Source organism: Lacisediminimonas profundi, assembly GCF_008831265.1.
GTDB classification, from domain to species: domain Bacteria; phylum Pseudomonadota; class Gammaproteobacteria; order Burkholderiales; family Burkholderiaceae_D; genus Lacisediminimonas; species Lacisediminimonas profundi.
On the sequence record NZ_VTTH01000002.1, the window covers coordinates 299,379 to 318,229 of the forward strand.

Annotated in this window: 16 protein-coding genes; 6 read left to right on the forward strand and 10 right to left on the reverse strand. The window is 63.5% G+C overall.

The features are described 5' to 3' along the window. Window positions 1-10 precede the first annotated feature (10 nt). The 10 genes from FVE66_RS06990 to FVE66_RS07035 all read right to left on the reverse strand — a co-directional run bounded on the left by FVE66_RS06990 (window position 11) and on the right by FVE66_RS07035 (window position 13,397). A complete protein-coding gene (locus FVE66_RS06990; protein ID WP_151446684.1) occupies window positions 11-1,963 on the reverse strand; it encodes an XrtA/PEP-CTERM system amidotransferase in 1,953 nt (650 codons plus the stop codon). Then, window positions 1,951-3,165, reverse strand: coding sequence for a TIGR03088 family PEP-CTERM/XrtA system glycosyltransferase (locus FVE66_RS06995; protein ID WP_151446685.1), 1,215 nt, complete (start codon window positions 3,163-3,165; stop codon window positions 1,951-1,953). The genes FVE66_RS06990 and FVE66_RS06995 overlap by 13 nt, the downstream gene beginning before the upstream one ends. Beyond that, window positions 3,152-4,441, reverse strand: a complete 1,290-nt coding sequence (locus tag FVE66_RS07000) for a TIGR03087 family PEP-CTERM/XrtA system glycosyltransferase (protein ID WP_151446686.1) — start codon at window positions 4,439-4,441, stop codon at window positions 3,152-3,154. Before FVE66_RS07000 ends, FVE66_RS06995 begins: the two co-directional genes overlap by 14 nt. A gap of 9 nt (window positions 4,442-4,450) precedes the next feature. Then, entirely contained in the window at window positions 4,451-5,527 is a 1,077-nt protein-coding gene (locus FVE66_RS07005; RefSeq protein ID WP_151446687.1) for a FemAB family XrtA/PEP-CTERM system-associated protein, read from the reverse strand. After that, a complete protein-coding gene (locus tag FVE66_RS07010; protein ID WP_151446688.1) occupies window positions 5,515-6,426 on the reverse strand; it encodes an XrtA system polysaccharide deacetylase in 912 nt (303 codons plus the stop codon). The genes FVE66_RS07005 and FVE66_RS07010 overlap by 13 nt, the downstream gene beginning before the upstream one ends. Continuing rightward, on the reverse strand, window positions 6,377-7,618 hold the full coding sequence (wecB, locus tag FVE66_RS07015; protein WP_151446689.1) for a non-hydrolyzing UDP-N-acetylglucosamine 2-epimerase: 1,242 nt from the start codon (window positions 7,616-7,618) through the stop codon (window positions 6,377-6,379). Before wecB ends, FVE66_RS07010 begins: the two co-directional genes overlap by 50 nt. Next, window positions 7,618-8,625 carry an XrtA/PEP-CTERM system-associated ATPase gene (locus FVE66_RS07020; RefSeq protein ID WP_151446690.1) on the reverse strand — a complete coding sequence of 336 codons (1,008 nt, stop codon included), beginning with the start codon at window positions 8,623-8,625 and terminating at the stop codon, window positions 7,618-7,620. Before FVE66_RS07020 ends, wecB begins: the two co-directional genes overlap by 1 nt. Window positions 8,626-8,641: 16 nt before the next feature. Then, entirely contained in the window at window positions 8,642-10,831 is a 2,190-nt protein-coding gene (locus FVE66_RS07025; protein WP_151446691.1) for a TIGR03016 family PEP-CTERM system-associated outer membrane protein, read from the reverse strand. 19 nt (window positions 10,832-10,850) lie between these two features. After that, the gene (locus FVE66_RS07030) at window positions 10,851-11,762 is read right to left on the reverse strand and encodes an XrtA-associated tyrosine autokinase (protein WP_151446692.1); all 912 of its coding nucleotides are present in this window, start codon (window positions 11,760-11,762) and stop codon (window positions 10,851-10,853) included. Window positions 11,763-11,891: 129 nt separating this feature from the next. Then, window positions 11,892-13,397 carry an XrtA system polysaccharide chain length determinant gene (locus tag FVE66_RS07035; RefSeq protein WP_151446693.1) on the reverse strand — a complete coding sequence of 502 codons (1,506 nt, stop codon included), beginning with the start codon at window positions 13,395-13,397 and terminating at the stop codon, window positions 11,892-11,894. An 830-nt stretch (window positions 13,398-14,227) separates the two neighbouring features. Here FVE66_RS07035 and FVE66_RS07040 point away from each other — a divergent pair. The 6 genes from FVE66_RS07040 to FVE66_RS20280 all read left to right on the forward strand — a co-directional run bounded on the left by FVE66_RS07040 (window position 14,228) and on the right by FVE66_RS20280 (window position 18,846). Beyond that, a complete protein-coding gene (locus tag FVE66_RS07040; RefSeq protein ID WP_206668725.1) occupies window positions 14,228-15,718 on the forward strand; it encodes an ArnT family glycosyltransferase in 1,491 nt (496 codons plus the stop codon). Window positions 15,719-15,720: 2 nt separating this feature from the next. Then, entirely contained in the window at window positions 15,721-16,707 is a 987-nt protein-coding gene (locus FVE66_RS07045) for a glycosyltransferase (protein WP_151446695.1), read from the forward strand. Next, on the forward strand, window positions 16,707-17,096 hold the full coding sequence (locus FVE66_RS07050) for a GtrA family protein (protein ID WP_161993206.1): 390 nt from the start codon (window positions 16,707-16,709) through the stop codon (window positions 17,094-17,096). Before FVE66_RS07045 ends, FVE66_RS07050 begins: the two co-directional genes overlap by 1 nt. Before the next feature lie 116 nt (window positions 17,097-17,212). After that, window positions 17,213-18,280, forward strand: coding sequence for a polysaccharide deacetylase family protein (locus FVE66_RS07055; RefSeq protein ID WP_151446697.1), 1,068 nt, complete (start codon window positions 17,213-17,215; stop codon window positions 18,278-18,280). Continuing rightward, a complete protein-coding gene (locus FVE66_RS07060) occupies window positions 18,270-18,686 on the forward strand; it encodes an SxtJ family membrane protein (RefSeq protein ID WP_151446698.1) in 417 nt (138 codons plus the stop codon). The genes FVE66_RS07055 and FVE66_RS07060 overlap by 11 nt, the downstream gene beginning before the upstream one ends. Window positions 18,687-18,696: 10 nt before the next feature. Continuing rightward, a complete protein-coding gene (locus FVE66_RS20280; RefSeq protein ID WP_166454473.1) occupies window positions 18,697-18,846 on the forward strand; it encodes a DUF5989 family protein in 150 nt (49 codons plus the stop codon). The last annotated feature ends 5 nt before the right edge of the window (window positions 18,847-18,851 follow it).

The following is an 18,851-nucleotide window of genomic DNA, read 5'->3' on the forward strand; positions in this document are numbered from 1 at the left end:
AATCCTCGTCTCATGTAGTGGATATCGCCATCCGCTGCGCCAGCCCGGCATACGCCTGGCCGCTTGCCGCATCGGTCTTGCGCAGGAAGGCTTCAAACATCAGCAATGCCCACAACGCAGCGGAATGGTCGCTGGCACCTGACAGATGCTGGCTGACCAAGCTGGCGATGCATTGCATGTCGAAGTAGCCGGTGGCACCCAGTCGTGGCCCCAGCAGGGCGGCCTGCATCGGCTGGCGCAGGGGGCCGCGCAGCCACACGGCAAGCGGCACCGAGAATCCCTTTTTGGAACGGTACAGCAGTGCATGCGGCAGGCTGGGCTCCATCGCCTTCTTCAACAAATACTTGCCTTCGCCGCCGCGCAGCTTGAGCGAAGAGGGAAGGGTGGCGGCCCACTCCACGAACTGATGGTCCAGCAGAGGCACCCGAACCTCCAGTCCATGCGCCATGCTGGCCCGGTCCACCTTGGTCAGGATGTCTCCCGGCAACCAGGTCTTGAAGTCCAGGTACTGGATGGTGGCGAGCGCATCCCCATCCGGTGCATTGCGGGCATGTGCGCGCATCATGTCGCTGGCCTGGAAACCCTGCAACTGCCTCTTGAATGCCGGGCTGAAGAGTTGCGCTCGCTGGCGGTCGGTCATCAGGGACACGCCGTGGAAATAGCCATCGGGCAGATCGCGTGCCAGGGATTCGAAGGTGCTCCTGGCGCGCAGCACGCGTGGCGCCCAGTCGGCCTTCGGATACCAGCGGCCAAGCGCACCGAACAAGGGCCGCCGCAGCGCCGGCGGCAACAGCTGGCGTAGCCGGTCCTCCGCCACCGCATGACGATAGCGGCGGTAGCCGGCAAAATTTTCATCGCCGCCATCGCCGGACAATGCCACCTTGACGCGCCTGGCGGCCAGTTGGCATACCCGGTAGGTCGGAATCGCGGAGCTGTCGGCGAACGGTTCGTCGTACAGCCATGCCAGCAAATCGACCAGGCCGAAGTCGTCGCTGCGCACCAGTTCCGACTGATGGTCGGTGCCGTAGCGGCTGGCCACTGCCTGCGCATAACCGGATTCGTCGAACTCCGGGCGGTCGAAGGCGATGTTGCTGGTCAGCACCGGACTCTGCTGCAAGCCGGCCATGGTGGCCACCACCGCGCTCGAGTCGACGCCCCCCGAGAGGAAGGCGCCGAGCGGCACATCGGCCATCAGGTGCGACTGCACTGCTACCCGCAGGCGCTCGCGCAGTTCGAATGCCTCGTCTGCAATATTTGCCGCCTTTTCCGGGCCGGGGCGGAAGGAAAGATCCCAATACTGGCGTTCCACCGGCGGTCCGCATCGTCGGCCGACCGCGAGCGTGTGCCCGGGCGGCAGCTTGCGCACATGGGCGAAAATCGTCAGCGGGTCGGGAATGTATCCATAACCGAAATAGGCTTCGACCGCCTGCGGCTCCAGGCTCCGGTCCAACTGCGGCAGCGCCAGCAGCGTCTTGAGTTCCGAGCCGAAGGCGAAGGTGCCGTCGGGCAGCAGCGCATGAAAAAGCGGCTTGATGCCGATCCGGTCGCGCGCCAGGAACAGGCTTTGCCGCTGGCGGTCCCAGATGGCGAAGGTGAACATTCCCTGCAAGCGCCTGACGCAGTCCTCGCCCCACGCCTGCCATGCGTGGACGATGACTTCGGTGTCGCTGTGGGTCAGGAACTCGTGCCCCAGCTTCCTGAGCTCCGCAGTCAGTGCGCGGAAATTGTAGATCTCGCCGTTGAACACGATCGCCACGCTGCCATCAGCGCTGAACAAGGGTTGCTGCCCGCCCTCCAGGTCGATGATGGAGAGCCGGCGATGGCCCAGGGCGACGCCGGGCTCCAGGTGGAGCGCCCCCTGGTCCGGTCCCCGGTGGTGTTGCGATTCGTTCATCGCATGCACCAACCCGCGCTCGAAGCGGCGCCAGCCGGTGGTGTCGAACAGGCCTGTTATTCCGCACATCGCGGCCTCGACTCATGCATGCCGGCGCCGGTCTTGTTCTTGCATAGCGTGTCGTACACCTCGATATAGTTTCCGACCATGGCCTGGATGCTGAAGTGCTGCTGGACCCGCTCGCGGCCGCGTGCGCCTTGCTCCCGCGCGCTTTGCGGGTCGCGAACATAGGCAAGCATGGCCTGCGCCAGCGCTTCGGTATCGCGCACCGGAACCAGCGTTCCGGTCACGCCGTCGAGCACCAGGTCGGGAACGCCACCCACCGGCGTAGCGATCACCGGCAGGCCGCTGGCCATGGCCTCAAGCAGGGCTACCGGCGTGCCTTCGCTTAGCGAAGGCAAGACAAACAGGGAGAGCCCATGCATGATTTCTGCAACGTCGGAGCGGGCTCCGGTGACCGTGATCACATCGCCCAGGCCTTCTTCCTGCACCCGATGCCTGACCGACGGCAATTGGTCCCCTTCGCCAACGATGGTCAGGCGCAAGCGGCCGGCATCCCGGGCGTCGCATAACTGGCGCAGCCGCAGGAACGCATCGATCAGGCCATGAGGATTCTTGATTTCGGTGATGCGGCACACTACGCCGATGACGAACAAGCCGTCCTCCATGGCGGGCTGCGAGGCCGACACCGGCAACGGCAACGGCCGGTAGTGTTCCGTGTCGACGCCGTTCATGATCAAGCGGTTCTTGGACTCCGGAACCGCAATCACATCTGCCAGCCACTCATTCAGGTCACGCGACACGGTCACGAACATGTCGATGAAAGGGCGCATCGCCCGCCGCAGTTGGTTGTGGCGGCGGTTGGTCCCGGCTATGTCCCCGGCATGGCGCCCATGTTCGGCATGAACCCGGACCGGCACCCGGGCCAATGCCCCCGCCAACGCATATTCGACGCCCGCCACGTTGTAGGTATGAAGTACCGTCGGGCGCAGTTCGCGCAGCAGCCGGTATACCTGCCAGTGGCTTTCCAGCCCGATGCCGGGTCCTTTGTCCAGCGAATGAATCACCGCGCCGGAGGCAGAGATCGAGCGGCTGAAATCGGTGTACCCCTCCAGGCAGATGATTGCATGCCGGTAGCGCCCGGCCGGGATGCGGTTCACGCACTCGGAAACCAGCTTCTCCATGCCGCCGAAATCGAAGCGGTATAGCAGGTGCACCACCAGCGGCGGTGTGGACACTGCTTCGGGGTGGCCGCGCTCAGCGAAGTTCATGGAAATGCTCCCGCGGATTGGATGCAAGCAAGGACAGCAGTGCCGGTTCCTGCGCCTGTCGGCCAGCATCCAGTGCCAGCTCGACCCGAGCCAGGTTGGGCTCCCAACCATAGCGCTCGAGAATGCGGGCTCGGGCGCGCTGGCCGAGCCGCACGCGCTGTTCCAGCGCGCCTTGGCGCAGCAGTGCCAACACCGCGTCCGAGAAGGCGGTCGCACCGGCGGCCACGATCAGCTCATCGCCATCGGTGGCATCGATGCCTTCCAGCGCTTCAGGACTGGTGACCACGGGCTTGCCCATGGCCATCGCTTCCAGCACCTTGTTCTGGACGCCGCGCGCCATGCGCAGTGGTGCGACGGCGGCCACGGCGTGGACCAGCCAGGGTCGGACATCCGGAACGGCTCCCGTGACGCGCACGCCGGGCAGCCGCGCCAGCATGCTGACTTCCTTTGCCGGGCGGGAGCCGACGATGGTGAACACGACGTCCGGCTCTTGTTCCCGTATGGCAGGCAGGACTTCGGTGGCAAACCAGCGCACCGCATCGACGTTGGGCCAGTAGTTCATGGCGCCGGTGAAGGCGATTGCGCGTTCCCCGCTCGGATAGGGGTTGGAAAAAGGCAGCCATGGAGAAAAATAGTCAGCGTCCACGCCGTTGTTGAACCAGCCGATGCGCCCGATGCTCTCCGGCGCCACCGACGCAAACAGTCGTGCCTCGGCCGCTGACACGAACAGCGAAGCATCGAAGCTTCTTGCCGTGCTGCGTTCGTGCTCGGCCAGTAGCGTGGCCTCGCGCCGGTACAGCCAGCGCGCAAAGGAATACCAGCGCCGGCGGTCTGCATACTGCCGCCATTTGTCGGAGTCGACATCGACGAAATCGATCACGCGCACGGCATTCTCCAGCCCGGCCGCATACTGTGCCATCGACGACGAGAACACCAGCACCCGGTCAATCCCGTGCGTGCGCACCGTATCCGCAACCCAGCGCGCCATGCGCTGGTCCGCATAACAGGAGGTCGTGAACGGGGCGCCCGTCAGCAAGCCCAGGGCGCCCCGGGCACGGGTCCGGAGCGCGCCCAGGGGAACCAGCTTGACGTCCCCGCAGACCTCGCGCAGCGCGCTTTCGTGCTGCCAGTCGCGTTCGTCGTCGACGAAGGCGCCAAGGTGGACGGTGAAGCGGCCCGCCAGGTGGCGCAGCAAATGGTAGGAGCGTATCTTGTCGCCCTTGTCCGGTGGCCAGGGAACGCGGTGCGCAAGGAACAGCAGGTGTGCGGTCGCCATGGTCATTTCCTAGCCCAGGTCCTTGACGATATGCGGCCCGACCGCGTTCGCTACCCAGAGCGGAAGACGCTGCCAGGCCTGGATGAATAGCCGGTACTTCGGATTGAGCGGATTGTGATCGGGTATCGATTGCGCCCGGTGCAACTGGTATTCGTAGTGCAGCGGCTGCGGCTCGAATCCCCAGTTTTTCTTGAAATCGAAGGAGCCGGTGCCGAGCTTGCTGCGGCCGAAATCGAACAGCCTGCTGCCGTGCAAGGCCGACCGTCGCATCAGCTCCCAGTACATGAAATCGTTGCCGGCGACATCGCGCGCGGCGTCGATGCCGCCGCCATGGTAGGGCAGCACCTCGTCGCGGAAATGAAAGCTCATTACGCCGGCGATCGTCCGGCCCTGGTGTTCCACGATCAGGCTGTCGCAGTCGCGCCGGAAGGTATCGCTCAGGAGACGGAAATACTTGCGCGGGAATGCCGGGGTGCCAAGCCGCAACAGGCTGCGCGAATAGACCTCGTACACGCGATCCGGATCCTGGCCGTCATGACTGGTCAGGCCGGCCTTGATTCCCTTCCTTACCATGGCCCGCTGTTTGCGGGGGATGGCAAGCAGGTTGGCCTCGTCATCGGCGCAGATCGCCTTGCGGAAGGTGGCGTAAAGCGGCTTCTCCGGCCAATCCGGATGGCGCCGTTCGAGATGCCGGTACTCCAGGTAGTCCACGCCAAGCCGCGCGGCCAGATCCTGCGCCGCCTGGTCCAGCGCCAGCGCAGCCGCCGGATCATCCGCAGCAATCCCGCCGTAGACGCAGAACGGTAACGCGCGCAGTGAATGTCCGAACAGGCGGCTCCTTATCTGCGCCAGCGGAAGCACGCCGGCAATCTCGCCGTCGCGTTCGGCGTAGTAGAACCAGGTCCGGTGGCCGAAGGCGTTCTCGATCACGGTCTTCCATCCGGCGCGGTGAAAAAATGTCGCCTGCGGGCACGACTGGACAAACCGGTCCCAGCGCGCGCCTTCGCCGCTATCCAGCTCGCGCACGTCGATCCGGCCGGCGCAGCGGGCAATATCCTGCCGTAGGACCTGGTTCAGTGCATCCATGTGCGATCGAGAAAAATCCGGTCGATCCGATCCCAGCGAAAATCATGCGCGAGCAACTCTATCCGCGATCGCATCCTGCCGAGGTTGAGATAGTGGCGCCAGCGCGTCTGCATGTTCAGGTTGCACGGCCGGGGCTGCTCGGGATCGATCTCCCAGGGATGGAAATAGAAGATGCAGGGCGCGCTGTATTCGGTGTTGACATGATTGATCATCCAGCGCGACACCGGGTACGGCAGCAGGCGGAAATAGCCGCCGCCGCCAGCTGGAAGATTGGTGTCGAGCATGCGCACCGTGGTAATGGGAATTTCCAGTAGCCCGCCATAATCCCGCGGATAGAACGGGAAACGCGGCGCATCCGCCATGCCATAGTGATCATGGCGAATCGGATAGACACTCGAGCTGTAGCGATATCCTGCCGCCTGCAGCACGTCCCACGCCCATTGGTTGCCGTGGCCGATGGAAAAGCTGGGTGCCCGATAGCCCACCACCGGCTGGCCGGTCAGCTGCTCAAGTATCAATTTTGTGGTGGACACATCGCGCAAGAAGGCCTCGGGCGTCATTTCATTCACGCGCTGATGGCCATAGCCGTGGCTGGCAACTTCATGGCCGGCCTGGTGCACCCGCTTGACCAGATGCGGATAGCGTTCTGCTATCCAGCCGAGCACGAAGAAGGTCGCCTTGATATCCAGCGCTGCGGTCAGGCCCAGGATCCATTCCATGTTGGCCTCGATCCGGCAGGCAAGATCCGGCCAGCTGTCGCGCGATATGTAAGGCGCAAAGGCAGAGACGTGGAAATAGTCCTCGACGTCTATGCTCATTGCGTTGCGGATCGCGTCCGCCTGCGGGATATCAGCCGCCTGCGGGTGCGTCAGCAGATGCTGATACTGCGGGTGGTCCATCGGTTTGCTCCATGATGTGGTGATCCATCCAGACTTCGCTATCCATCCGATCGCCTATCCAGTCGCGCAGCACATCGGCGATGCGGATCGAAGCCTTGCCGTCCCAATAAGCCGGGATTCTTCCTGTCTTGCCGCCGTGCAGCAGCACATCGTCGACCGCCGCCAGTATCCTGGCCGGGTCGCGTCCCACCACCGTATTGGTCCCCTCGATCACCGTGACCGGACGCTCGGTCGCCTCGCGCAGCGTCAGGCATGGCACGCCCAGGGCTGTGGTTTCTTCCTGTATGCCGCCGGAATCGGTCAGCACCAGGCGCGCATCCTTCATCAGCCCGAGCATCTCCAGGTAGCCGGCCGGCGCAAGCAGCGCGACCCGGCCAGCGCGCACCCGCGGCAGCAAGCCGAATTTTTCCAGCATGGCCGCTGTGCGCGGATGCACCGGAAACAGGACCGGTAGCGCACGGCTCACCTGCGAGATAACATCCGCCAGAGTGGCCAGCACCGCGGGGTCGTCGACGTTGGAGGGACGGTGCAGCGTCAACACCGCGTAGTTTCCCGCCCGTAGCTTGAACCGATCCCGATCCACAGGACTGACGCTCTGTTCGAAGCTTACGGCCCGCCCGAGGCTGGCGCGCAGCGTGTCGATCATCACGTTGCCGACGTGATGGATCGCGCCTGCCGGTATGCCTTCGCGCAGCAGGTTGTCGCGGGCATCGCTCTCGGTGGTGAACAGCAGGGTCGAGATCTGGTCGGTCAGGACGCGGTTGATCTCCTCCGGCATGCTGCGGTCGAAGCTGCGCAAGCCGGCTTCCACATGGATCACGGGCACCTGCTTCTTTGCGGCGACCAGCGCGCAGGCCAGGGTCGAATTGACGTCGCCGACCACCAGCAACGCGCGCGGCGCGAGTCGCTCCAGCGCCGGCTCGAAGCGGCGCATGATCTCGGCTGTTTGCATGGCATGGGAACCGGGCCCCACCTCGAGATCGATATCCGGACGCGGGATGCCGAGCGCCTCGAAATATTGACGGCTCATTGCCTGGTCATAGTGCTGCCCGGTATGCAGCAGCGTCACGCGTAGCGCCGGCGCCTGGGTAGCGAGGGCAGCGATGACCGGCGCGATCTTCATGAAATTCGGGCGGGCGCCGACCACGCACATGATGTCGCAGCCGTCCCGGCGGTCGGGGTTCGTGCTCATCAGCGGTCCTTCCCGGAAGCTCCGTTCATGCGGCTTGGCGTCACCAGCTTGCGCAGGGCGTCGAGCATCGACGCCAGGGACGACTCCATGCGCTCGACTTGCTCCTGCACCTGTTCGATTTGCTGCTGTCCAGCCGCGGCGGCAGCGCCGGCGCTGGACGAGCCGATCTGTTGCATCATTGTCGGCGGCACGCTGAACTCCTGTTGCAGGTCGTCTATCACCTGCTGGACTTCCAGGCCGCCGAAGTGATGCAGCTCCTCCAGGTATCCCATCAGGAACAGGCGGTCGCACAGCGTATTGATATTGCGCGGAATGCCGCCGGCATGGCTATGGATCGCGCGGTGCGCATCGCCGTCTATTTCGGGGTCGTTGCGCCAGCCAACACGATGCAGGCGATGCTCGATATAGGTCCTGGTTTCGTCCTCGTCGAGCGGGCCCAGGTGATAGGTTGCCCGCACCCGCTGGCGCAGCTGCGACATTTCGACGCTCATCATTGTTTCCCGGAACTCCGGCTGTCCGAGCAGGAAGGTCTGCAGCATCGGCGTGTCGCCGATGTGCAGGTTGGACAGCATGCGCAGTTCTTCCAGCGCGGGCCGTGACAGGTTCTGGGCTTCGTCGACGATCAGCAAGAGCCGCTTGCCGCGGCCATGGCATTCGTTCATGAACATTTCAAGCCGCATCAGCATGGCGGCCTTGCTGATGTTTTCGAACGGCTGCCTGAATGCTGCCAATACCATCCGCAATACGTCGACCGAGTTGTCGAGCGCACTGTTGACGATATTGGCCACCACGATCCGGTCGGCCGGCAAGCGGCGGCACAGGTTACGCACCAGCGTGGTCTTGCCAGCGCCAACATCGCCGGTGATGACGATGAATCCCTCGTCCTGCGACAGGCCGTACTGCAAATAGGCCATTGCCCGGCTGTGGCCCTTGCTGCCAAAGAAAAAATCCGGATCTGGCTTGAGCTGGAAGGGCTTGGCGTTGAAACCGTAATAGTCGTTGTACATTCAGGGCACCACATTGTTACAACTGGATGAACAGGAAGGCGATCACCGCGTTCTCCTTGTAGTCCACGTCGGACATGGAGGAACTGCGCTGCTGGCGGCGGAATTCGATCGATGCGCTGACCTTGTCCCGGAGCCGCCTGGCGAGCGCGATGCGCACGCTGCCATCGCGGTCGGTGCGGCCGTCAAGGTAGGAATGCAGCCGCGCATAATTCACGCCGAGGTTCAGGTGCGTGCGCGGAGAAAGATGATGGGTCAGGGAGAGGTTCACCCCTGCCTGCCTGCTGTTGTCGTCCTGGAACGGGAGCGCGGTAGGTGGTGGCGCTACCGGTGTGCTCGCGATGCTCAAGGGCTCGCGACGGGTCGCGAACAAGCGGACCATCATGTTGTTCCTGGCGCCGGTCAGCTCGAAGGTGGCCTGCAGCAGCTTTTGCAGGTAGACGCGATTCGACAAGCCATAGCTGAACCCTCCCAGCCCGCCGGGCAGCCCGGTGTTGCGCGCAAACGGATCGAGCAGGTTCTGCTGGGCGGTGCTGCTTGCCAGTGCCGCTGCAGCTTGCGGAATTATCGGCGCGATCGGGTTGCCCCAGCCGGGCGGGACCGGGACCGCGGCCTGGCCCGCGAAGGCTGGGACTGGAATCGTGCCCGGAGGCCCAGCTTCGGGCGGCGCCGCGACTCTTGCCGCCTCGCCTGCGGCCGCTTCGCCTGCAATGCCAGCCTCTGCCGCCATGGCGCGGTCCTGGTACGCGCTTGGCCTCACCGGTTGGCGAACCGGTCGAGCAGGAGTGGCCGTGGGACGTGAAGGCGTTGCCGATGTGCGTGGAAGGCCGGGCGCTGGCAGCGTCTCGCCGGCGGTCTCGCCACCCGCAGCATCAAGCCTGTCTCCCCTTGTATCGCCAGCAGATTCCCCGCGTGCCAGGCCGGCTGGTCCCGAGTCGGACGGCATGATCCGGCGCTGGTCCGCGCCCGCGGCTTGCGGGGCTGCGGACGGGCGTTGCGCGCCTCCCGCAGTCGCCGCGGCCGCTTCCGCGATGGCGGCGTCGGAGCCTGGTGCAAGTATCGGCAGCTGATCCTGGCGCTGCGCACGCTGTGCCTGTGACTGAGGCACTGGCATCGCAAGCGTTCCCGCACTCCCGTATGGATTCGGCCCGGACTGGCTGAAACCCGGGGGCAGGTTCTGGATGGTCGGCGCGTTCGCGTTGGCCAAGGCGCTCAGCATGCGCACCGTGTCGAAGGTGCCGGTCGAGCCGATCCCGGCCAGGGTCGTGACATCTTCGCTGTAGCCGAGGGTGAAGGCGCTGCGCTGTGTGCGCCGGCTGGCCAGCAGGTTGAAGGTGCGGCCAAAGAAGCGATGCCCCGCACTGCCCGACACAATGGTGTTTTCGGATGGGGCCCATGTGACGGCGCCGGCCCACACCCGGCCATTACCCTCTGCGCCAAGCGCGGGATAGTCGTTGTCCTCATGTCCGCCTATGATGTGGGCGGCCAGTCGCGGCGTGATGGCGTAGCGCAGCTTGGCGGTGTAGCGGTTGAACTCGAGCGGAAACGCATTCAGGTAGTCGATCTTCTGCCGGTCAAGCAGCACATCCCATCCCCAGCGGGCGAATTCGCTGCCGCTGCTGACATCCACCGTGACCCGGTGCGCGTCGGCATTGAGCAGGTCGCCGCTGGTAGTGCGGATGCTTTGCGCCGTGTAGCGTGCTTCTCCGATGGCGAAGCTTCCGAACTGGCGGCGCAGGTAGGGGCTCACCTGTACGTTGCGCACTTCGGTACGGTTGGCGGTGTCGTTGATCAGGTCTACCGACTGCGGGCCGAATCCCGATATGTTTTGCTGTGTCACGGACGCCGCGGCGTCGATGAACAGCCAGTCCTTTACCAGTTCACCGTTGGCCGTCAGGCTGCCGTTGTTCAGCGCATCGTTGCTTCCGCTTCGGCGGTAGTCGAGCAGGTGCAGGCCATAGCTGCCGGAGAACCGGAAGCGCGGACCGACGGCAGCCGCCGTGATGCCCGGCACCAGCTCGGTCACCCAGTCGCTGCTGGCACGAGGGGACGGGGTCAGTGCGACGTTGTCGGTGTACGCCTCCCGCAATCCGATGCTGGGGACGATGGTCCATTGCGCCGGCCGAGCCTCGGCGCAGAACAGCAGCAACACTGCCGGCATGACGAGATTAAGTCGGAAGCGCGGGCAGGGGACTGGGGGAGGGCTCATGGGGGCGTGTCAGTGCTTGTCAGTAATAACTGCCGTACATCGCGGCGCTGGAAAAGCGGCGCGCCTTGTTGTAGATCAGGCTGACATCGGGACGACCGTCCAGCATGTGGAGGGCTTCCTTGAGCTGGCGCTGGGTCGTGTTCAGGGCTTCCACCACCACCACGATCTGCCCCATGTGGTTGGCCAGTACCTGGGATTCGGAGGTTGCCAGCAGCGGCGGCGAGTCGAAAATCACGATCCGGTCCGGAAATCGGTTCGCCATCTCCGCCACCAGCCGGGCCATGCCCTGGCTGGACAGCAGTTCCGTCGCATGCCGGTCCTTGGTGCCGGCAGTGAGAATGCTCAGGGACGCAACGTTGGTATCGATGATCGCGTCTTCCAGGTCAGGGCCGCCTTCCTGCAGCACGTCCATCAATCCCGGCCGCTCCGGCAGGCCCAGCGTCCTCGGCACGGAAGGGCGAGCCACATCCGCGTCGACCAGCAGCACCTGATAGTCCTTTTCATAGGCGATGCTCATGGCCAGGTTGACGGCACAGTAGGTCTTTCCTTCGCCCGGCGCGCTGCTGGTCACCATGATGACGTTGGCAGGCCTGCCGGACCGGGTCTCGATCCCGCGCTGGCTCGCGACCTGCAATAGCAGGGGACGCTTGATGGTCCGGAACTCCTCGCCGATGGCGCTGCGCTCGTTGCTCGCCACCACCATTCCTCTCTCGCGCAATCGCTCCAGATCGATATCCAGCTGTTCGCGGGGCGCAACTGGGCGCAGTGTCCCGGCACGCGTGCCGGCATCGTCGGGATGCCACGCCTCCTTGTTTTCCGCGCGCCTGGCACCCTGCGCTGCCGCGCTGGCCGACCCGGACTCCGGCCTGGCTTCGGGCTCGATGCCACTGGTCTGGTTGAGGCGCCTGACAGCGTTTTCTATGATGCTCATGAGATACCGGCCTCCGTCGTTGCGGGCATGCGCGCCAGTTGGCACGCACAGTCCCTGTTACCGATCCGCCCCGCCGGCACCTTGCGGCGCTGGTCCCTGCTTACAGTCCACGCCTTTCAATCCAACCCTTTACCTGATCTTCAAAATCATGCCGGCGTAGGCCAGGGCGAGTGCGCCGAAAGCCAGGCTCCATGCGTAGACACCGCGCATTTCCCGCGTCCGTTGCACCGTGTTCCGGTTCAGCGTCACACAGCCCAGGACCGGCAGTCCGGTGATCTCCCGCAAGGCGGCCTGGTTCATGAAAGCGGGCCGCAAGCGGTTCAGCAGCAGGACGCCGACGACACCGGCAGCAAGCGCAAGCACCAGCGCGACCGAGAGCAGCAGGAATCGGTTCGGGCCGGCCGGTTTCTTGGGCACCACGGGGGCGTCGATGATCCTGAACTTGACCATGCCTGCCGAATTGAGATCCTCGGACAGCCTGGCGGCTTCGCGCCGGTTGATCAGCTTTTCGTAATTTTCCTTGTTGACCTGATAGTCCCGGTTCAGGCCGGTGAGCTGCGACTCCACTTCCGGCACGGTTCGCAGCATCGCCTTGAGCTTGGCGTGGCGCCTGGCATATTCGGACACCCGCGCACCCATTGCGGCATAGGTGGCTTCCGCCTCGGCCAGCGAGGCCGACAATTGCTGCATCACCGGCCCGGAAATGCGGCGCGTAGGATTCACCCGGACATTGGCTTGCTCGCGGGCGCGGCGCTCTTCCAGTTCGCCGATCAGGCGCTTGGTGGAGACGATGTCGGGGTGGCGCTCGGTGAATTGCATCTGCAGCGAGTCCAGGTTACGGTGCAGGACGAGCAGCCGGCGGTCCAGCTCGGTGTCGGCTGGCGGCGGCGGCTGTTCGGACAGCGGCGAATCGCTGGCAAGCTGACGACGCAAGGCGGTCCTGGTCTGGTCGGCTTCGCGCATTTCCAGCTGCGCCTGATCCAGCGCGTCGCTCACTTCCTTCAGCTTGGTCGCGTAGCTCATGCCCTCGCGGGGCAGCACCTCCGCATACTTGATCTTGAATTCCTTCAGTGCGGTCTCGGCACCGGCCAGCTTCTGCTCGTACATCCTGATCTGGTCTTCGATGAAAGAGACGGCCTGCTGGCTGTCCTGCTTCTTTTCGCCAGCGCTGCCCTCAATGAAAGTGGTCAGCAGCGCCTGCACCAGGTCCCTTGCCAACTGGGGATTGCGGTGGTTGTAGGAAATCGAATAGATGTCTTCGCGCCCGGTGCCACCCAGCTTGATGTCGCGGGTCACGTTCTGCACCAGTTTTTCCATCTCCTTGGGCGTCCTGGCGGTGGTGTCCAGATGGACCATGCGGATCACTTTTTCGATATTGGTGCGGCTCAGCAGGCTGCGGTTCATGATGAACACCTGCTGGTCCAGGTTGGGAATGGTGGCCATGTTCGACAGCAGTGGCTTAAGGATGCTTTGCGTGTCCACGTACACCCTGGCCGAGGCCTGGTAGGTGTCAGGCAGGAGCAGTATCAGCACACTGGCCGCGACGAACACGGCCCACGAAATGGCAGCGGCCCACCACCGGTACTTCCACATGCCGGTAAGTTCGGACCATATCTTGTTGGCGAAATCTTCCATTGACCAAGTCCTTTCACTACCTGCCAGAGTCCGCTGCTGCTGTCTTGACCCGATTCCAGCCTTAAGGCCGAACATTGACCATGAGAGCCATTAAACGAACGACGATCGAGTTTGTCATCCGTCCGCTGTCTGAAGGCTGATACAGATTCATCCGCAGATGCCGGGATCACGATCTAGATCAAACTGCACGGCCATGCTGGCAGGAAACGAATCAAGAGCGTGTCCGATTGTTTTTGAAGGGAAATAATGCGTTGGCCTTGCCGTCATCAGGCCGGTTCAAAGTCGGTGCTGCCCATCGGATCGGCTGAGCGCCGCCAGCAATTTCCCTGCTTCTCGAGCTCTCCTGCAAGCTCTCCTGCCAGTTTTCCTGGAAGCGATCTTGCAGGCGTGGAAATTTTGCTTGCCCGCACTTTTTCTACTTGTGGCGTTTGATCTTTGCTTAGCTCCGCTCCGGTGAGCGCTGATGTACCTCATGTCGGTACCCCTTGCGACTGCCACACTGGGCCTTCGTTGTGTTCGGTGACAGACTGGTTCGTCCATCTACGTACCGCTGCCGCCAAACCAACTCCGGCCTGTACCACGCACAAAGCAAGCCAATCCGGGACAGGGCAATAAATTACAGATCATCAGACGGCGATTTTTTTCGGGGGCAAGTGCCTCCGGGGCGCGGCAGGATTGCCGGGGGAGATTGGATTTCGATGTCAGCAATTGGGCCCACCGCTGGATCTGCCATCGCCGGCGCGACCGCAGAAGCCTCGGCAAAGTCGGGATCGGCCTTGCCGGCAGGATCGCATCGATCGCGGCGGCCGCTGCTTTACGGTTTGCTATTGATGCTGGCCGCCATCGCGATGATGGCGCGCTTTCATGTCGGCTTCCAGGGCGGTGACGACAAGAGCTACCTGACCGGCGCGATCGGTTGGTTGCAGGGCTTCCCGTACGTCGGCGACAACCATTGGGCATTGCGCCACACGATCACGATCCCGACGGCACTTTCGGTGAAGCTGTTCGGTTTGAACGAAGTATCGGTCGGTCTGAGCAATTCGATCTATTTCCTGCTGTTCACCGGCCTGAACGCATGGATGGTCAGCAAGCATTTCGGCGGCCGTTGCGCTGCGATTGCCAGCCTGCTGATCCTGACGCTTCCGGGCTTCATCGTGTTATCGACCTACCTCGACATCGATATTCCGGAGTTGCTGTTCGTCTCGCTGTCATTCTGGCTATTCCGGTGGGCGCTCGATCATCCGGCAGCATCCTCGGCCTGGATTGCCAGCGGGGCTTTGCTTGGAATCGCCTTCATCACCCGTGAAACCTCTGCGGCGATGGTGCTGTTCCTCGGCATCCTGTTCCTGTTTCATCCGATGGCCCCGCGCAGCCGTTACCTGTTGCAAGCCGGATCCTTTGCGACGGTGATTGCCATCGACTGGGGCTATCTGACGGCCATGACCGGCAATCCTTTCTACCGATACCGGATCGATTTCAATCACGACCATGTCGATCGCTTCGCCCAGGTGGCGCGCACGGTCGAGCGCGGCGGTCTGATCGATAGCGAAGGGAACCTCAGCATCAATGTCTTTCTTGACCCGGTGCTGAACCTGCTCGTGACCCAGAAATATGGCGTGGTGTTCTGGCTGCTGGTGCCGGCCATGCTGGCAGTGTGGAAAGGCCGGCGCAGCATGCAGCAGCGCACATTGCTGCTGCTGGGCGGGCTGGGGCTGGTCTGGTTCCTGTTCATCGCGCTCAATCCCCGGCTCTATCTGGTGCCACGATATTTCATTGTCCCCGCCTGGATCGCATCGATCGCCGTCGCCTGGTGGCTGGTCGACTTGTTCGGGCGCTCCCGGCGCCGCCTGGCCGGGGTCACCTTGTTGGCCATGCTGGTCGGTGTGAACTTGCTGGCGCTGTCGGTCGAGAACATCAATCCACGCTTTACTGAGCGGCAAATGGTGGCATGGGTCGCCGCGCATCCGGGCGAGAGGGTGTACAGCGATCTCGAAACCATTGGCAAGGTCCGGCACCTGCTCCGCTTTTCAGGGATACCAATGGATCGGGTCGCCGCAGGCCGGCCGGTGGACAAGGCAATTTTTTTCTACAACCCGGACCGCATCGAAACCTGCAAGCTGAACCCGCGCTGCAGGGAGAGCCTGGATCAATATCGACCGCGGCCTGACTGGAAAGTTGAACAGGTCATTACGCCGGCGCCGCTCCCGATCGGGCGGCTGGTGCGCGTTGCAGGGCTGGATGCGATGCTCCCCGGCGATATCAGCCGGCGCCTGCTCCAGCCCGGCGGCAGCGTGGTCGTGTACAGGACAGGAGGGACCTGACGATGGATACGGTGACGCTCGGCGCGGCAGCAACGATATCGGACTCATGGAGGGCACTTGGCGAGCCGCCGCGGATTGCGGTGCTGATTCCCTGTTACGACGAGGAAGTGGCCATTGCAAGCGTGGTGCGCAGCTTTCACCAGGCCTTGCCCGCCGCGCGGATCCATGTGTACGACAACAATTCCAACGACCGCACCGGGGAAGTGGCACGCACCGCCGGCGCGGCAGTGCACAACGAGCGCCTGCGCGGAAAAGGCAACGTGATCCGGCGCATGTTCGCCGACATCGACGCCGATGTGTACGTGCTGGTCGATGGCGACGGTACCTACGATCCGGCCAGCGCCGAAGCCATGGTTGCGTTGCTGCTGGCGGACAACCTCGACATGGTGGTGGGCTGCCGGGTCCACTGCACGTCCGCTGCTTATCGCCGCGGGCACCAGCTCGGCAATGCAATGCTCACCGGTTTTGTCGGCTGGTTGTTCGGCAAGAGCTTCACTGACATGCTTTCCGGCTATCGTGTTTTTTCGCGCCGCTTCGTGAAGTCGTTCCCGGCCCTGTCCCGTGGATTCGAGACAGAAACCGAACTGACCGTGCATGCGCTCGAGCTGCGCATGCCAATCGCCGAGGTCAAGACGGCCTATGGCGAGCGGCCGGTCGGCTCTGCCAGCAAGCTGCACACCTATCGTGACGGCTTTCGCATCCTGAAGCTGATCCTGTCGCTCTACAAGCACGAGCGTCCACTGGCATTCTTCATGGTGATCTCGGCGCTGCTGGCCGCGATCGCGATCGGGCTCGGGATCCCGATCGTGGTCGAATGGCTGTCGACCGGACTGGTACCGCGCTTTCCGACCGCCATTCTCGCGAGCGCAATCATGATCCTGGCCTCGCTGTCGGCCACCGCAGGCCTGATCCTGGAGACAGTGACGCGCGGCCGCAAGGAACTCAAACGACTGGTCTATCTGCAGATACCGGCATTCAAGGATGAATAGTGCCAGCGCTCACCGCACAGTTCCTGCGTTTTTGCCTGGTGGGCGGGATCGGCTTCTTGGTCGACGCCGGCCTCACCTTGTGGCTGCAGCAGCGATGGCATGCGGCAGTGCTGGAATCGCGGCTGCTTGCCTTCGTAATCGCTGCAACCGTGACTTGGGCTCTCAATCGCAGCTACACATTCGCTTCCACTGCCGGGGCCGGCAGCTGGCTGCGTTACCTGTTCCTGACGGCCGCGGGCGCGCTGATCAATATCGGCTTGTACCTTGCCTGGTTGACCGTGTTCGGCGCCGGATCCGCGAATGTACTGGCTGGCGTGGCGCTCGGATCAATTGTGGCGATGGGCTTCAATTTCACGGTTTCCCGGAAGTTCGTGTTTGCCGTGCGGTGAGGGCCGGCATTCCGCCCTCCCGCCAATGGAATGTCCTGACCGGCCCGACTGAGCTGAGCGAATGAACTGGGCGAATGAACTGAGTGAATGAAACAGTGTGCGGAACCTGAAAACAGATGCGAGTGATACTTTCATTCGATGTTGAAGTCTGGTGCGAGGGATGGGACGACCTCGACGCCAGCTTTCCTGCGTGCTTCGACACCTGCGTGCATGGACTGCAGGCGCTGCCGCCGGCCGGCCGCAGCAATGGCAGCACCGGCGTGGCTGGCCGTGCGGGTGGCTATGGCTTGCAGGACATCCTCGACCTGTTGCAGCGGCATCGCCTGCACGGCGTGTTCTTTGTCGAGCCGCTGTTTTCGGCGCGCTTCGGAAAGCGCTTCCTGGAGACCATCGTTTCGATGATCAAGGCAGCCGGCCAGGAGGTGCAGCTTCATCTGCATCCGGAATGGGTCGACGAGATCCGGCCTGCTTTCATCGCCAACTGCAGCGTCAAGCGGCCGATGCTGGCGTCCTACAGCCTGGCTGACCAGACCGCGCTGATACGCTGGGGCAGCGAGTTGCTGCAGGAGGCGGGGGCGCCGCGCCCGGCGGTGTTCAGGGCCGGTAACTTCGGCGCCAACCGCAACACCCTGACAGCACTGGCCCGCAATGACATCTGGCTGGACTCCAGCTTCAACGGCGCCTATGGTCCCGCTCTGGAGCGCGCGGACAGCATGGACGGCTACAGCGGATTGGGCCGGGAAATGCTGCTTTCCCCGTTCTCGGCCGGGGGCGTGTGCAGCATCCCGGTGTCGGTATTCAGGGACTTCAGGAACCGGTTGCGGCACGCGCAGGTCGGTGCGTGTTCTGTCGGCGAGCTGGCAGAAGCGATGGTGCTGGCGCGGCAATCGGGTCGCGAGGAATTCGTGATCCTGGCGCACAACTTCGAAATGATTCACCGCAAGGCGCGGGTGCCGAACCGGATCGTGGCACAACGGTTTGGCGCGCTCTGTTCCTTCCTGGAGGCGTCGATCGAGACGCTGCCGAGCGCTTCTTTCCGTGCCGTTCGCGCCACGTCCGGCGAGCAGGTCCGGTTCCCGGTTCCGCGCGTCAGCGCATCGGCCACGTTGCGCCGCTATTGGGAGCAGTTCAGGCAACTGGAATCCCGTTTTCATGTTTCGACCGGAGGCAATCATGCTGGATAGCCCAACTTCTGAGGAACCGGTGGTCGGGTCATCAGACCGTTCCTTCGGCCTGGTGTTCGCCAGCGTGTTCCTGATCATCGCGCTGCTCCCCTTGTTCTCGGGACACGCGCCGCGGCTTCCGGCGGTTGCGGTCGCGCTCGCATTCGGCGTGGCCGCTTTCCTGTTTCCATCGCTGCTTGCACCGCTGAACCGGGCATGGATGCGGCTCGGGATGATGCTGCACAAGCTGACTTCGCCAATCGTGCTGGGGCTGATCTTCTTCCTGGTGATCACACCGGCGGGGCTGATCCGCAGGGTCCTGACCGGCGATCCGCTGAGACTGAAAGCGAACAGGAAGGCGCAGACCTACTGGGTCGATCGCAATCCGCCCGGTCCGCGCCCGGACAGCCTTGACAATCAATTCTAGGGAGAGATCGATGAGCCTGATCCGGGAACTGTGGCGCTTCATGCGAGTGCGCAAGAAATTCTGGATGCTGCCTATCCTGCTGTCGATGCTGCTGCTGGGTGGCCTGCTGGTGCTGGCCAAGGGGTCGGCGGTGGCGCCGTTCATCTATACGCTGTTCTGACCGAG

Excerpts from the sequence above, each read along its gene's own strand:
- FVE66_RS06990 (WP_151446684.1), bottom strand. The coding sequence starts at position 1,963 with ATGTGCGGAATAACAGGCCTGTTCGACACCACCGGCTGGCGCCGCTTC.
- FVE66_RS06995 (WP_151446685.1), bottom strand. The coding sequence starts at position 3,165 with ATGAACTTCGCTGAGCGCGGCCACCCCGAAGCAGTGTCCACACCGCCG.
- FVE66_RS07000 (WP_151446686.1), bottom strand. The coding sequence starts at position 4,441 with ATGGCGACCGCACACCTGCTGTTCCTTGCGCACCGCGTTCCCTGGCCA.
- FVE66_RS07005 (WP_151446687.1), bottom strand. The coding sequence starts at position 5,527 with ATGGATGCACTGAACCAGGTCCTACGGCAGGATATTGCCCGCTGCGCC.
- FVE66_RS07010 (WP_151446688.1), bottom strand. The coding sequence starts at position 6,426 with ATGGACCACCCGCAGTATCAGCATCTGCTGACGCACCCGCAGGCGGCT.
- wecB (WP_151446689.1), bottom strand. The coding sequence starts at position 7,618 with ATGAGCACGAACCCCGACCGCCGGGACGGCTGCGACATCATGTGCGTG.
- FVE66_RS07020 (WP_151446690.1), bottom strand. The coding sequence starts at position 8,625 with ATGTACAACGACTATTACGGTTTCAACGCCAAGCCCTTCCAGCTCAAG.
- FVE66_RS07025 (WP_151446691.1), bottom strand. The coding sequence starts at position 10,831 with ATGAGCCCTCCCCCAGTCCCCTGCCCGCGCTTCCGACTTAATCTCGTC.
- FVE66_RS07030 (WP_151446692.1), bottom strand. The coding sequence starts at position 11,762 with ATGAGCATCATAGAAAACGCTGTCAGGCGCCTCAACCAGACCAGTGGC.
- FVE66_RS07035 (WP_151446693.1), bottom strand. The coding sequence starts at position 13,397 with ATGGAAGATTTCGCCAACAAGATATGGTCCGAACTTACCGGCATGTGG.
- FVE66_RS07040 (WP_206668725.1), top strand. The coding sequence starts at position 14,228 with ATGCTGGCCGCCATCGCGATGATGGCGCGCTTTCATGTCGGCTTCCAG.
- FVE66_RS07045 (WP_151446695.1), top strand. The coding sequence starts at position 15,721 with ATGGATACGGTGACGCTCGGCGCGGCAGCAACGATATCGGACTCATGG.
- FVE66_RS07055 (WP_151446697.1), top strand. The coding sequence starts at position 17,213 with ATGCGAGTGATACTTTCATTCGATGTTGAAGTCTGGTGCGAGGGATGG.
- FVE66_RS07060 (WP_151446698.1), top strand. The coding sequence starts at position 18,270 with ATGCTGGATAGCCCAACTTCTGAGGAACCGGTGGTCGGGTCATCAGAC.
- FVE66_RS20280 (WP_166454473.1), top strand. The coding sequence starts at position 18,697 with ATGAGCCTGATCCGGGAACTGTGGCGCTTCATGCGAGTGCGCAAGAAA.